Below are 14294 nucleotides of genomic sequence, written 5' to 3'. Positions count from 1 at the left end.
GAGTTTATTTAAGAGTTTTCAAATGGGTCGGGCCATTTTAGTATGAGGTTTCTTGCGGCAGCAATTTCGTCTATCCGCCCCACAGATGTATTTACAGGAGATGACTTCAGCGTGTCCTCAGGTACCTCCAGAGCTTTCTCCATTACGTCTATATAGTAATCCATATCCTTCTTGGTTACGGATTCTGTGGGCTCAATCATCATGGCCTCCTTCACTATAAGTGGAAAGTACGTTGTTGGAGAATGTATACCGTAATCCAGTATAAACTTGGATATGTCAAGGGCCCTCCTGCCGGTTCTGGCTGTGGATAATACGAACTCGTGTTTTTTCAGTGTTTTATATGGGATCTCGAAAGATGCTGACAGTTTCCTTGCCATATAATTTGAATTCATTACCGCCCTTCTTGCATTTAGGCTGAGATTATTCCCATTTTTCAGGGCGTATGCATATGCCCTCAAGACCACCCCATATGATCCATTGTACGATGATACCTTCCCAATGCTGTTTTTTAGGCCATAATAAAGTGAATATTTGCCGTTTTCCATTACAACAACGGGAACCGGGAGATATTCCTTCAGATAGGCTTTCACTGCCACTGGACCGGCACCCGGACCGCCGCCTCCATGTGGGGTTGCAAAGGTTTTGTGCAAATTGAAGTGCACAATGTCGAAACCCATTATACCCGGTGTTGTTATACCAAGAATGGCATTGAAATTTGCCCCGTCATAGTAGAGCAGGGAACCATTTTTATGTATTATGTCTGCGATTTCAACTATCTGATCATCAAAAATTCCCAGGGTGTTGGGATTGGTTATCATAAAAGCTGCAGTTCTGGGTGTCACAGCGGCCTTAAGGGCATCAATATCCACAAGGCCCTTTGAATTGGAGGGGACCTCAACCACCTTGAAGCCTGCCATTGCCGCTGAGGCAGGATTTGTGCCATGTGCAGAGTCGGGTATTATAATTTCATCTCTCTTATCAAGCTCACCCTTAACCTCAAAAAATTTTCTGACTATTAATATGCCTGTAAATTCCCCATGTGCTCCGGCCGAAGGCTGAAGGGATGCGAAATCCATTCCAGAAATTTTAACAAGCAGCTGCTGTAGCCTGTACATAACCTCGAGGGTTCCCTGAATCCTCGATTCAGATTCCAGTGGATGCACATTCTGAAATTGCGGAAAGGAAGCAACATAATCTGCATATTTCGGATTGAATTTCATTGTGCAGGAACCAAGTGGGTACATACCAAGGTCTACAGAGTAGTTCATTTCAGATAGCCTGGTAAAATGCCTTGATACGTCAACACTTCTTACATTGGGCAGTTCAAGCTTTTTTCTCTTTATTGAAACAGGGTATGTGTCTTCCACATCCTCCATATAAAAATCGTTTCCTGTGTTGAACGAATTCAAAAAATCCTCATCATAATGTGCCTGTTTATACATCTTATTCACCTATTATCCCGGCAAGCCTTTCTATGCTCTCATCCGCCGTTTTCTCCGTAACCGAAAAGAATGCTGAGTTTTTATAACCCTGGTAATCTGAAAGGTCAGAGAGCCTTATGCCTCCAGATATATTATTGGCAGCCAGTTTTTCCTGCCTGTCGAAATAGAACAGATTATCAGAAAAATTGATCCCGTTAAATACAGGTGCCACTCCGGCATGGCTCAGGGCGCTTTTCATCCTTTTGCTCTTATTCATGGTAATAAGGGCTATCTTTTTCAGTCCATCAGATCCCATTATGGAAAGGTATGCAAGTGATGCCACTGCCAGAAGTGCCTGATTGGAGCATATGTTACTCATTGCCTTTGAACGCCTTATATGCTGTTCCCTTGCCTGGAGTGTCATAACAAATGCCTTTCTTCCGGCATTATCGTTTGAAAGGCCTATGAGCCTTCCGGGCGACCGGTGAACATATTCCTTCTTGAACGAGAATAGCCCCAGAAGAGGGCCGCCGTAATTCATATGAATCCCGAGCTGCTGCCCCTCGGCAACTGCAATATCGGTTCCATACCCACCAGGTGGTATGATAAGTCCCAGGGAAACGGGGTCATAATATGTTATCAACAGCGCATCTTTCTTGATTTCACTGACATGAAATGAATTTTCGTCTATGAGCCCAAAAAAATTCGGATTTGCAACCACTATGGATGAGGTACGGTCTGATATTTTTGATTTTAGGTCTTCCATGTCTATTAACCCATCATTTCCGAATTTATATTTGATTATTCTCAAATTCAGGCCAATAACATAATTCTCTATAATGCTTAACTGGCTCCTGTAGATGTTCTCCGGAACAAGCACCTCGTTTCTGCCATTTATCCTGTATGCCATTCTGACTGCCTCAGCAAGGGATGTGAATCCATCATACATGGAAGAGTTCGTAACATCCATTTCCGTGAGGTCAGAAATAATGCTCTGGTATTCAAATAGGGAATGCAGTATACCCTGAGAAATTTCTGGCTGATATGGGGTGTAAGATGTAAGAAATTCATTTCTGCCTATTATTTCATCAACCAGGGGTGGAATGAATCTATCATATATTCCATTTCCCAGGAAATTCATTTCTGGGGGTATGTTTTTTCCTGCAGTTTTTGAGATTGAATTAATTAAAGAAAGTTCATCCATTGGAGATCCAAGGTCCATTGACACCCTTAACCTGCCTGGTATATCGGCAAAAAGATCTTCATCGCTACTGATATTAAGATATTGAAGTATTTCATCAGTTTCAGTCATGTTGACTACCATTATTAAAGAATATTTAACATTTTAGTGCTTCTGGATTGGCTGTTGCTTATTCAGTGCAAATAACATGGCATCCTGAAATAGAAACTTTATCCAAATTTCAAGAGGTTATTATAAACAAGCATGGATGTTGAATAACCTATTTCTGTCAATCTACCGGCATAATTATACTTTCTAGTCTTATTTAAGACAAAAATACTCAGGGTATCTGTAGAGGTTCCAGGAGACAGCATCCCGGTCCTGATATCTCTTATTTCCATATCGTTCAATGCCTGTGCCTTTGACTCTATGCATGTCTGATACAGATTCATTGCGCCGGAATCGGTAAGTGGATAATCAGTGACAATGCATATATTTATTGTACCGGGTTTGCCTGATTTATTGCCTATGGAAAGTGCATTATCAAATCCTGCCGTTATAAAAGCATCAACGGAATAACTGTCAACATATATATCACTTCTTCTGAGATTATGTATATCTGCTGAGGTCATGTTCACGGTTAATTCAGTGCTTAAATTGTTTTTTATAAGAAATGACTTTATGTATTCATTTACATCAGAATTATAGTTATTTTCCACATGCATGTTTACATAGCCGTAAGATATTCCAGTACCTCCCTGGTAAGGGGCAGAACTGTATTTTCTGGCCCTTTGAGGAAATTCTATGCAGTAATATCTGTCATAAATGCTGAATTTTGCCCTCATTGCATATTCCTTATTATATCTGGAATATTTTATTTCTTGTAAAGTATACTTTAGTATAATTAAATAAACTTTATAAATAGTAATTAAATCTACCTGCACGGATAAACATATCAAATTACTTGGAATTGTAATCGTTGCGATCATAGTGGTCGCATCAGGCATTTATGTTGCAGATGTTTACGGGTACCATCCTGCAGTAAAAAAAGGCGTGGAACTGACGGTAAATTCAAATGTAAGTGGCCTGCATTTCAATAAAATTGTGTCGCTTGACCCCAGTGTAACAGCAACCCTCTACGCAATAGGCGCGATTAAAGATGTTAAAGGAGTATATGCATACCCTGGATTGTGGCCTGGCTCCAATATCACAGAGAATATAACGGCAGTGTCAGCGTATCCCAGCATGGATGTAGAGGAGATACTCAATTTAAGTCCACAGGCTGTAATATCATTTTCGGATTACAAACAATCGCAGATCAATGAATTACTGAATGCAGGAATAGATTACATATTTCTGTCATCAGGTGCAAATACAACATTTAACGTTATTGAAAAGCAGGATACATTTCTGGGAGAAATAACCGGGAACTTACATAATGCAACACTTCTGAATAACTGGATCGCCACTTCTCTGACAGACTTTAAAAATGTAAATGTTAAAAATGAAACGGCAATGTATGCTATGTGCATTTACGATGGTAAAACCTATACAGCAGGGAACAACACATTTATATCCTCCATGATGAAGTATTCACACCTTATAAATATTGCAAATGGATCCAGTTTTTACCAGATATCAAATGAAATCATTGCAAGTAAAAATATTTCCACACTGATACTGGGCCCATCATTTAATAAGACAGATCTAAAGTATACACCTTATAATAAAACCTATGCAGTTGCCCATAATAAGTACTATAAAGCTTTCAGCTATAACATATTTGCAGAGCCGAACTTCAGGGATATTTATGCAATCCAGTGGATGATTTCAAGTGCATTTAACAAGAATGTAACAATACCACAATTTCCATTTAACCTGAAGGCGAGTCCAGAGCCTGGGGCGGTGGTTAACATTGAAAATAATTCAGGGTAAAATTTACTTTTATTTCATGGTATCGATACTTGCACTTTTAGCATCTTTTATTATCTCACTTGATATCGGCCCAGTAAAAATACCTATTATGGATGTAATTAAATCTGTGCTTGCCCAGTTTGGCATCTATGGACATGTTAAATTATCGGATTATATCATTGTTACCCAGCTACGGGAGCCTGAAACTATAGGTGCCGCTGCTGTTGGAGCATCGCTGGGGGTAGGAGGTGCAGTGATACAGAGCATATTCAGGAACCCCATTTCTGAGCCATACATTACAGGGGTATCCAGCGGTGCAACCCTTGGAGCGGTGCTTGCTATTGTTTTCGGGCTGACTATTTTCGGGATACTTACACTTCCCCTGCTTGCTTTTATATTTGCCATTATTGTGGTTGGGCTTGTTTATGCCATTTCAATCAGAAATGGCAGGGCACCTCCACTGGTACTGCTACTTTCAGGCATAGCAATATCCTTATTTGTTTCATCATTTGTTGCGCTTCTTCTTTATTCGAGGCCAAAATACATAAATTCACTGTTTTTCTGGTTACTGGGTTCCCTGTCAGGTATATCATGGGCTGATGATTATATTGTGGCTCCCCTGGTAATTTTTACCTCAGTAGCCCTATTTTTTATGTACAGGCAGTTAAACGCATTGCAGCTGGGAGATGTATATGCCAGATCGGCCGGAATTAATGTGGAGAAATCGAAACTTGTCTCCATGGGATTAACCACTGTTTCTGTTGCAGCCTGTGTATCAATATCTGGACTCATAGGCTTTGTAGGGCTTATATTTCCGCATGTTTCAAGGATGATCTATGGAGGTTCAAATAAATATGTAATACCATCCTCAGCGATCCTTGGTGCGACGTTTTTAATCATTGCCAATGATATAGCACATATGATAATAATCGGTGAGGTAATCCCCGTTGGAATAATAACTGGAATAATTGGAGTTCCGTTTTTTATGCTTTTAATGACAAGAATTTCTAAGAGGGGGTACTACAATGCTTGAACTCAGGAACATATCGTTCAAGAGAGGAAATTTGAATATAGGACCCATAAATTTTTCCCTACATCCAGGTGAGATCCTGACAATATGCGGCAAGAATGGTTCTGGAAAAACGTCAACGCTGCTGGCCCTTAACAGGGAGATAAAACCAGAGTCTGGAGAAATAGCAATAAATGGCAGGTGCCTGAAACGTCTCAAATCCCTGGAAATTTCAAGGTATACAGGTTACGTACAGCAGGAACTTCCAGAGCCATTGGGATTAAATGTTAGGGACATCATGGAAATAAACGGTTTCACAAGAAAATATGATTATCATGATCTGTATAATTCTATGGAAATGTGTGGTGTTGAAACCTTCATAGACCGTGATTATTCTACCCTGAGCGGCGGAGAAAAAAGGATGGTTATGATTTCTGCAGTCATATATCAGAATCCAGAATATATCATGCTGGATGAACCATCGTCTTTTCTTGATATTGATAAAATTAATCTGCTAATAAAGATACTTAAAGATTTAAGAAGCGAAGGGAAGGGCATACTGCTGGTCCTACATGACATAAACCTCGCATATAACATTTCTGATTCTATTATCCTTATGAAAGATGGCAAAATTATATCTTCCGGAACAAGGGATGCTGCAGTAACTATAAAAAATCTGGAAGCAGCATATGACGCGAAATTTGATAGTTATATGTCTCCAGAAGGTATCAGATTTTACCCCCTTGAGTTCAGGGAAACAGTTAAGGATATTGGAAATCTCTAAGTTTAATATAATTTACCAGTTTTCCGCCATCTGTAGTTTCTCATTCCAGGATATGAGATAACTGGCATTTTTTCCAGCCATTTTTATTTATAATAGTTTTCCATGTTAAAGTCATGATACCTAAGACTATGTCCACACAGCATCCCGACAATGCAAAGATGCCTTCATGGGCCAGTGGCAGGAGTATAATTTCAAACGAGGATGAAATAGAAGAGGCGTATATTGCATACAAGTACCTAGGAATACAGGAGGTTATGTGGGATGCTGAGGGCAAGGATGTTGACACGCATGTTATAAGAAAATTATTTTCGAAAGACAGAGAATTCTTTGATAAAAATGTTCTCGGGAGGGATATTTTCCTGACATACAGGGTTCCGAATCCACTCATTGAGGGGGCGGAAAGAAAAATACTGAACGAAACCCTCAGCAGCATACCTCTGAATTATGATGTGGCCAGGAGGGTGTACGAACGGGATATTGCACCTGTATTCGAGGTTATACTCCCATTCACCACAGATTACAGGAGTATGCTAAATGTGGTGAAATTCTATGAAAAAGGTATTGTGGATTCCGAGAATATTAAACTTTACGATGATGTGCGTGTTCAGGACATTACCGGAAAAGTAATGCCTGAGAAAATAAATCTGATACCCCTCATAGAAGACAGGGATTCTATATTTAACATTGAGTCTATAATTGGAAAATACAGTGAAATCATAAAACCCCATTATATGAGGGTCTTTATAGCAAGGTCAGATCCTGCCATGAACTATGGGATGATACCTGCAACATTGCTTTCAAAATATGCTGTATCTGGAATGTACAGAATTTCTGAGAAAACAGGAATGGAACTTTATCCAATTATCGGGGCAGGTTCCTCACCATTCAGAGGCAACCTGGGCCCTGACAACATTAAGAGGGCCCTGTCTGAATATGATTCATATTATACATTCTCTGTGCAGTCGGCCTTCAGGTATGACTATAGCGAAGTATCAGTTAAGGAGGCTGTTTCCATGATCAATGCCCATAAGCCTGTTATTCCTAATTTATTTGATAGGGATCAGGAAATAATTATAAAACATATAATAGACCTGTATTCTTCAAGATTTCAGAAAATAATAGAGGGAATATCAAAACCAATTAATGATATTACAACCTACCTCCCGAAAAGGAGAACAAGGAAATTACATACAGGGCTTTTCGGGTATTCACGAAGCACAGGAAGTGCCAGGCTCCCAAGGGCCATTGCATTTGTCGGCGCACTTTATTCATTGGGAATACCGCCGGAGATACTGGGAGCATCAGTGCTCGCGGGGTTGCCTGAGGAATACCACGCATTGCTGGACCAGAACTACAAAAATATGTATTTTGACCTACGCTCGAGCTCCAGATATTTCAATTATGAATCACTGAAATACCTAACAGATATCTGGGGCATTGACTCTGATATAATAAAAATGATAAGGGAGGACATCAGGTATATAGAAAGCAATGTAGGAGTATCCACAGACAGTTCATACAGTGTGGAAAAACATAACATATTTTCCACGTTGTTGCTTCTTGCATTCAAAAACAAAAAATTCGATGAGGTCGGGAGATATGCTTATGAAATGGCACTTCTTAGAAAATTTGTGGGATGAGGGATAAGCAGGATAATGGTGCCATACACCAGCATATGTCTCCTTTCACTATTAAGGAAATATATACTTTAACGGAATTATTTCTTATTCCGCCAATGATAGAGTTTTCATGTAGATGGGCTATCCAGATATGCTAATATTAAGTGGTGATTATAGGCACACATACACTGAAAACCCCGGGGAATATATAAATAAATTAAGCGGATATATAACAATGGTAAGGTATCCTAGAGTCGCGGTTGGTGGGATTATCCTGAAGGATAATAAAATTCTTTTGACACTAAGGCGTGATGAACCTGACAGATATAAGTGGGCAATACCTGGTGGGAAACTTGAATTAAACGAAACGCTTGAAGATGGATTGAAACGGGAGATAAATGAGGAACTTTCACTGGATGTTGAGGTAAGGGATCTGGCCGGGATATCAGAGATTATTACAGAATATTTTCATTACATAATACTTGACTATATTTGCATCCCGGTGAATGGGGATATCAAACCTGGATCAGATGCACTTAAAGCTGCCTATTTTGATATGCAGGACCTGGGAGATTCTGTCAATAAAAGTACAAGGGAATTCATTTCCAAAATGATTAATTCTGTAAAACCCATACATATAATAGAAAAAAGATGTTGAATAATATGTATAAAAATATTTTGGATTGTTTTTAGAAAGCTTTTTTGGCACTGTTAAGAGTTTCAGCTATGCCCTTCTCCTGCTCGGAAAATGCACATAACATTGCTTCTATGTCATCGTGGCCCTCTGCCTTTGCAGCATTGGCTACGTTTGTGTACTCAGAAACGTGCTGTTCTGTTTCTTCCTTTGCCATATCCGAGATCATTCTCTGCATACCGACCCTGTTAAGAGTTTCAGCTATGCCCTTCTCCTGCTCGGAAAATGCACATAACATTGCTTCTATGTCATCGTGGCCCTCTGCCTTTGCAGCATTGGCTACGTTTGTGTACTCAGAAACGTGCTGTTCTGTTTCTTCCTTTGCCATGCCATTTACCAGACCGTTTATGCCTTCGTATTTTACAAGGGTTGCGAAAATTGCATTGAAATGCCCAAGCTCAACATTTGCCTTGTCCTTTAATTCCTTTGCTGTTTTGTAGTCCCCCATCTTCTCGAAATAACTGGCTGCTGCATTCAGTCTCATATGGTCTTCTGCATTGGCTGTCAAGAGATCTTTAAGACCAGCTTCTGTCTTTTCACCTAACACTGACATTTTAATCAATTTAACAATGATTAAATGTATAAATAGTTATCTTTCATACCTATGAGTTAATTATAACTGTTTACGGGAATAGCCATACTGGAGATGCGAAATTAGTTTTAAATGCTAGCATAGCATAACATGTTATGAATATAATTTCAACCATAGGCAAACTGCATGGAAAAACTGCTGGGTATTCCTATGAGGACTTTATCAGGTACATTATGAAGAATAATCCCAAAAACCTGATAGTTACATATACCTCGGAGAAAAATTTTGTTAATAACAGAGAAGATTATATTGAAATACAGATGCTACAGGAGAAATTCAACGTGCATTTCCCAAAAATAGATTATCAGAAATATTATGGACTCTCTGAGAAATATGCTTTAAAGTCACAGAACGCCGAGGATATTACCAAAAAGAACATTACTGACATAATTGAGACGGTTATAGATTCATATTTAACAGGATACTGGAAGAACCCCGAAACTGTAAATTCTGAAATCACCGATAGCATCTTCAAGGTTAAGAATAAATTTATAGAATCCGTCAACCATAACTACATTGAAAAATACTGGAATCCCTTGCATATGGAAATATACCGGTACATTGAAAAAGAAAAAAATAGTTTTGATACCGTTATTACTGATGTTGAAAGTGCATTTTTCTACAGGGAAAAGAATTTATAGTCCATTACTGGACAATTCTGTCTATAAAGCTTCCCTTTAAAAGCACCCTTGCCTTGCTCACAGATTTTGGTATATTTACGGTCTTTACCATTATTATAGCGTTAACATATCTGTCAAACATATCATTGTCAATGTTTTTGAATGTCAGGGTATCTATATTTTTGAAGATTATCTTTCTTCCAATTTCCTGCAGGTCATCTCCGGTTATCTCAAGTTCTTTAATATTTTCTATATACTGGGATGAGCCTTCTTTCATGCCCTTTACAAATCCATCAGACAGGCGCTTTGCGTTCTCTACAGTGCCCATAAATGACCTGTATGCTTCATCTGTAACCTGGCCTATGGTTTTTCCAGTTTCAGTTGATACCTTCTGTATCCTTTTATACAGGTCAGCGCTCACGCCCTTTATTGATATTGTCTTTCTTACTATCTTTTCGTCTTCTGGTGTGGTTTCATTTTCATTATTCTCGTTTGCCATAAAGATATATTATAAACCAGTATATAAGATTACTGGTTTACCATATTTCTAAAGTTTACCTATAATATCCATTATTTTATCTCCTGGCTTGATCCCGAGCCTGGCGGCGTTATCCGTACAGGAATTTACCTGGCTATTCAGAACATCGTTGATATCATTTACCCCGGTTACGCGTACTGCTGTATCCCCAAGCGAGTTGGCGGCATCTATATTCAGATATCCACACATAATATAACCGACCTCTCCCTTGATAACTATCATGGGTGCCTTCCTGCCGAGCTTTTCATTTATATACTGGTATTTCTTATTCCCAATTTCTACTTCCTGGTTTATCATAACAATACATAACGAAAGAATATAATTAATTTATCAAAAATAATATATTATCAATAAATACAGATATATGGCATCCAATATAAGAATTACCTTTCTTGGGACTGGAGGATCAATGCCAAAGCCCGGAAGGGCCCTGCCTGCGGTGGCAGTTCAGGTGGATGATATGCTGAATCTCTTCGACTGCGGGGAGGGTACACAGAAACAGTTTATGAAAAGTGGTATATCATTTATGTCATTAAAAAATATATTTATATCCCATTTCCATGCAGATCACTTTCTTGGATTGCCGGGGCTGCTTAATTCCCTTGCGTTTTTAGGGCGTACGGAAGACCTTAATATATTTGGCCCTCCTGGTGCTCCCACATTTATCAGAAATGCTATGAACCTGGGTTATAGCAGAATAACCTATAACATAAATGTATACACAGTCACTCCTGGAATGGTGTATGACTTCGGAAAATTTACCATAAAAAGCATGACCAATGACCACACTGTGCCATCAGTAACATACTCACTTCAGGAAAAAGATCTGGTAAAGATAGACAGGCAGAAGGTGGACGAGGCCGGGTTCCCGGTTTACCGGCTTGAGGAGCTGCGCAATGAGGGAAGTGTAACAATAGCCGGCAAAAAATATGAATTAAGGGATATGGCAGAGGGCATAAAGCGCGGAAGAAAGATTGTATATACCGGTGACACAAGACCGGTGAGGGACATGCCGGAATTTGCCAGATATGCAGATGTGCTCATACATGACACAACAATGGATTCGTCCATGGAGCCAACAGTGAACGAATATGGCCATACCTCTTCAAAGCAGGCTGCGGAAATAGCACTTAAGGCATCAGTAAAAAAATTATTTTTATTCCATTATAGCTCAAGGTATAACGACCTGAACGTTCTCCTGGAAGATGCGAGGTCGGTTTTTCCTGAATCATTCCTGAGCCACGAGCTTCTCGCCTATGACGTTAACAAGCCAGAAGAAATAATTAAAATGGAATAATTATGCACCGTATTTTTCGGCCCTGTCAGAGTAGGACATGATAATGGGCATAATGTCGTTGCTGCTGATTTTATAGTAACCTGTGGAGACACTGAGCTCATCAAAACACCTGACATTATCATTTAGAATTCCATGTGTTGAAAACATTATAGGGACTGGGTCACCTGTATGGTCTCCATAGGAGCAGGGCGTGCTGTGGTCTCCTGTAACCACTACCAGTGTATCATTGAGCCTGCCCAGCAGTGGGTCTATGACAGAATCTACCTGTTCTATCACGTATTTTTTTAACTCAGGCTTTTTGTCATGGCCTGCAATATCGGTGCCTTTTATATTTACCAGCACAAAATCATATTCACCAAGGGCATCAACTGCAGCAGAAATTATGTTTTTGTAGTTTGTATCTATTCTTCCGTTCATACCATCAACTTTTATGTTGGTAAATCCTGCCAGCCCTGCTATACCCCTTATCAGGGGTGTACCTGATATGCACGCCGCCTTCATCCCGTATTTTTCTTTAAATGGAGGAATTTCCGGTATTCTGCCAGCGCCCCTGAGCATGATTTCATTAGCCGGCATCTTACCCTGTGAGACAAGTTTTCTGTTGAATTCATGTTCCTCCAGTATTTTTCTTGATCTTGACAGAAATTTATTGATTACATCTGCCGTGAACTGTGCATCCGGTTCAAGGGCCCTGGCAAATTCTGGTGGAGAATTTATAGAGTGCGGATCGGTTTCTGACACCTTATCCGACAGGTTTTTTCCCCTCATGACCACTGCTGCTCTATGTTCCACTCCTGATTTTACTATGAATTTCACACCATCTATCTCGGTTTCAAGGTCTGAGGAGAGAGTGTCTGTATCGTGAACCCGCCCTGCACGGCGATCCACAACTTTCCCATCACTGACTGTTGCATAGTTCGCCCTGAATGCAATATCTCCCGGCCTCAGTTCAATTCCCAGGCCCAGTGCCTCAAACGGGCCCCTTCCCGTATAATATTTTAACGGATCGTATCCCAGTATGGAAAGGTGGGACGTATCAGACCCGGCCCTAATTCCTGTTGATACCGGCGACATCAGTCCCGTGGCCCCACAGGATGCAAGCTTATTCAAATTTGGCCTTACAGCAGCCTGGAGCGCTGTTTTGTCTCCAAGTTCCACATTTGGCCTATCCCCAAGGCCGTCCATTATCAAAAGAATGACATTTTTCATATATTGTTATTATGAAATGCTTTTAAATTTTGCTGAAATCAAAATGCTCGAAATGCCAGTGGGTGTTCTGTTTTTTTCTTTTACCCATTATTAGATATTCTGAATAAAAATGGCCACCGACATTTAAATTTTTCACATATTCCATTATCCCATTTAGCCTTGTACCGTCAACATTTTTCCTTATAAGGGTAATATGGGGAACGAATATCCCCCTATCCATGGCATTCAGATCCAGCGATCTAACAAGCATGGAATGGAATGCCACCATTTCCGGGGATGGTATAACGCTGAGATATACAATATAGGATTTTTTACCATTTTTTTCCTTCTGGAAATAACCGGCACCGCCTATGTCAAAGTAGAAAGGAGAAGTACTTTTACATATCATTTCCACGGCATTGATATCCAGGGATTCTGGATTTCTGAGATATGCCATGGTTATGTGCACCCCCTTGCAGCTCAGTGACCCTGTATACCCATAAAGGGCCTCCAGATTCTTTTTTATCCTCGTTATCCTGTTGCGGATGTTTATTGGTGGCTTTAATATAAGGGTGTACTGCATTTCACTTAAAACTTGCGGATAATGTCCCCAGGGAATCTATGCTAACATCCACCCTGTCGCCATTTCCCAGCCATCTTTGCTTTTCCTCTGGCATTCCCATTATAACCCCTGCTGGGGTGCCTGTTGAAATGCAGTCCCCCGGCCTCAATGTAATATATTTTGATATGTAGCTGATAAGAGTATTCACCGGGAATATCATTAGTTCTGTGTTAGAATTCTGCCTAAGATCCCCGTTGACCCTTGTCTGTATATTAAGTTTCTGCGGGTCATTGATCTCATCTATGGATATATATGGTCCGTTTGGGTAAAAGTTATCGAAGCTTTTCCCAAGATAAAACTGTGTGGTCTTATACTGCATAAGCCTTGAACTTACATCGTTTCCAGCAAAGTATCCAAGTACATAATCCAGGGCCTCCCTTTCCGGGACATTTCTTGCCTTCTTTCCAATCATTACACAGAGCTCGCCCTCATAATCAACCTTCAATCCACTTCCGGTCTCTACTGTAGCCCCGCTACCGGCAAAAGTATTATTAGATTTGGTAAAAACTACCGGTGTTTCTGGTACTTTCCCGCCCTCATGCTCTGAAACATGGCTTTTATAATTAAGACCTATGCACATAAGTGTTGATTCCCTATCTATTATTGATTCAAATGAAAAGTCATAATCCTTAAAATCATCTATACCATTAATTTTTTTGAAGTCCTCACCGGAGAGAGAGGAAATCCTGGTTGTTTTTATGCCATAGTCATCAAGAAGAGCCAGCATTCCATTTTTATACAGTGCCAGATGCCTCTGCCCGTTTATATTAACTGCAGTTAGTTTCATGTTGATTAATATGAAAATTATATAAAAAT

At 39.8% G+C, this 14294-nt stretch carries 16 protein-coding genes; 7 read left to right on the top strand and 9 right to left on the bottom strand.

The genetic code is table 11. The annotated features are described in order from the left end of the window. Positions 1-8: 8 nt before the first annotated feature. The 3 genes from gcvPB to RE471_RS03770 form a co-directional block, all read right to left on the bottom strand. Positions 9-1442 carry an aminomethyl-transferring glycine dehydrogenase subunit GcvPB gene (gcvPB, locus tag RE471_RS03780; RefSeq protein ID WP_309215456.1) on the bottom strand — a complete coding sequence of 478 codons (1434 nt, stop codon included), beginning with the start codon at positions 1440-1442 and terminating at the stop codon, positions 9-11. 1 nt (position 1443) lies between these two features. Next, entirely contained in the window at positions 1444-2733 is a 1290-nt protein-coding gene (gcvPA, locus tag RE471_RS03775; RefSeq protein WP_309215455.1) for an aminomethyl-transferring glycine dehydrogenase subunit GcvPA, read from the bottom strand. 98 nt (positions 2734-2831) lie between these two features. After that, positions 2832-3446, bottom strand: a complete 615-nt coding sequence (locus tag RE471_RS03770; protein WP_309215454.1) for an adenosylcobinamide amidohydrolase — start codon at positions 3444-3446, stop codon at positions 2832-2834. 145 nt (positions 3447-3591) lie between these two features. Between RE471_RS03770 and RE471_RS03765 the strand changes: the two genes are divergently transcribed. From RE471_RS03765 to RE471_RS03745, 5 genes are all read left to right on the top strand, one after another. Further along, entirely contained in the window at positions 3592-4536 is a 945-nt protein-coding gene (locus tag RE471_RS03765; RefSeq protein ID WP_309215453.1) for an ABC transporter substrate-binding protein, read from the top strand. Then, complete coding sequence (locus RE471_RS03760; protein WP_309215452.1) at positions 4517-5548, top strand: iron ABC transporter permease; 1032 nt, start codon at positions 4517-4519, stop codon at positions 5546-5548. Before RE471_RS03765 ends, RE471_RS03760 begins: the two co-directional genes overlap by 20 nt. Next, a complete protein-coding gene (locus RE471_RS03755) occupies positions 5541-6308 on the top strand; it encodes an ABC transporter ATP-binding protein (RefSeq protein WP_309215451.1) in 768 nt (255 codons plus the stop codon). Before RE471_RS03760 ends, RE471_RS03755 begins: the two co-directional genes overlap by 8 nt. Positions 6309-6421: 113 nt before the next feature. Next, on the top strand, positions 6422-7948 hold the full coding sequence (gene ppcA, locus RE471_RS03750) for a phosphoenolpyruvate carboxylase (protein ID WP_309215450.1): 1527 nt from the start codon (positions 6422-6424) through the stop codon (positions 7946-7948). 214 nt (positions 7949-8162) lie between these two features. Next, complete coding sequence (locus RE471_RS03745; RefSeq protein ID WP_309215449.1) at positions 8163-8585, top strand: NUDIX hydrolase; 423 nt, start codon at positions 8163-8165, stop codon at positions 8583-8585. Positions 8586-8616: 31 nt separating this feature from the next. Here RE471_RS03745 and RE471_RS03740 read toward each other — a convergent pair whose 3' ends face one another. Then, positions 8617-9174 carry a rubrerythrin gene (locus RE471_RS03740; protein WP_309215448.1) on the bottom strand — a complete coding sequence of 186 codons (558 nt, stop codon included), beginning with the start codon at positions 9172-9174 and terminating at the stop codon, positions 8617-8619. A gap of 134 nt (positions 9175-9308) precedes the next feature. Between RE471_RS03740 and RE471_RS03735 the strand changes: the two genes are divergently transcribed. Next, on the top strand, positions 9309-9854 hold the full coding sequence (locus RE471_RS03735; protein WP_309215447.1) for a hypothetical protein: 546 nt from the start codon (positions 9309-9311) through the stop codon (positions 9852-9854). Between the two features lie 4 nt (positions 9855-9858). On the opposite strand, the gene RE471_RS03730 is transcribed toward RE471_RS03735, so the two are convergent. Both RE471_RS03730 and RE471_RS03725 read right to left on the bottom strand, forming a co-directional pair. Beyond that, complete coding sequence (locus RE471_RS03730) at positions 9859-10332, bottom strand: hypothetical protein (protein ID WP_309215446.1); 474 nt, start codon at positions 10330-10332, stop codon at positions 9859-9861. Between the two features lie 48 nt (positions 10333-10380). Continuing rightward, complete coding sequence (locus RE471_RS03725) at positions 10381-10668, bottom strand: DUF1805 domain-containing protein (protein WP_309215445.1); 288 nt, start codon at positions 10666-10668, stop codon at positions 10381-10383. Positions 10669-10735: 67 nt separating this feature from the next. Here RE471_RS03725 and rnz point away from each other — a divergent pair, with 67 nt between their 5' ends. Beyond that, a complete protein-coding gene (gene rnz, locus RE471_RS03720) occupies positions 10736-11668 on the top strand; it encodes a ribonuclease Z (RefSeq protein ID WP_309215444.1) in 933 nt (310 codons plus the stop codon). Here rnz and RE471_RS03715 read toward each other — a convergent pair whose 3' ends face one another. Genes RE471_RS03715 through RE471_RS03705 form a run of 3 tightly spaced genes read right to left on the bottom strand, consistent with a single transcriptional unit; the run spans position 11669 to position 14265 of the window. Further along, positions 11669-12877 (bottom strand): 2,3-bisphosphoglycerate-independent phosphoglycerate mutase, encoded by a 1209-nt coding sequence (locus tag RE471_RS03715; RefSeq protein ID WP_309215443.1) that lies wholly within the window; start codon positions 12875-12877, stop codon positions 11669-11671. Between the two features lie 22 nt (positions 12878-12899). After that, positions 12900-13439 carry a 2'-5' RNA ligase family protein gene (locus tag RE471_RS03710; protein ID WP_309215442.1) on the bottom strand — a complete coding sequence of 180 codons (540 nt, stop codon included), beginning with the start codon at positions 13437-13439 and terminating at the stop codon, positions 12900-12902. A 1-nt stretch (position 13440) separates the two neighbouring features. Beyond that, positions 13441-14265 (bottom strand): fumarylacetoacetate hydrolase family protein, encoded by an 825-nt coding sequence (locus tag RE471_RS03705; RefSeq protein ID WP_309215440.1) that lies wholly within the window; start codon positions 14263-14265, stop codon positions 13441-13443. Between the last annotated feature and the right edge of the window lie 29 nt (positions 14266-14294).

Source organism: Ferroplasma sp., from assembly GCF_031200575.1.
In the GTDB taxonomy this organism is placed as follows: domain Archaea; phylum Thermoplasmatota; class Thermoplasmata; order Thermoplasmatales; family Thermoplasmataceae; genus Ferroplasma.
This window is presented reverse-complemented; position numbering and strand designations above follow the sequence as displayed.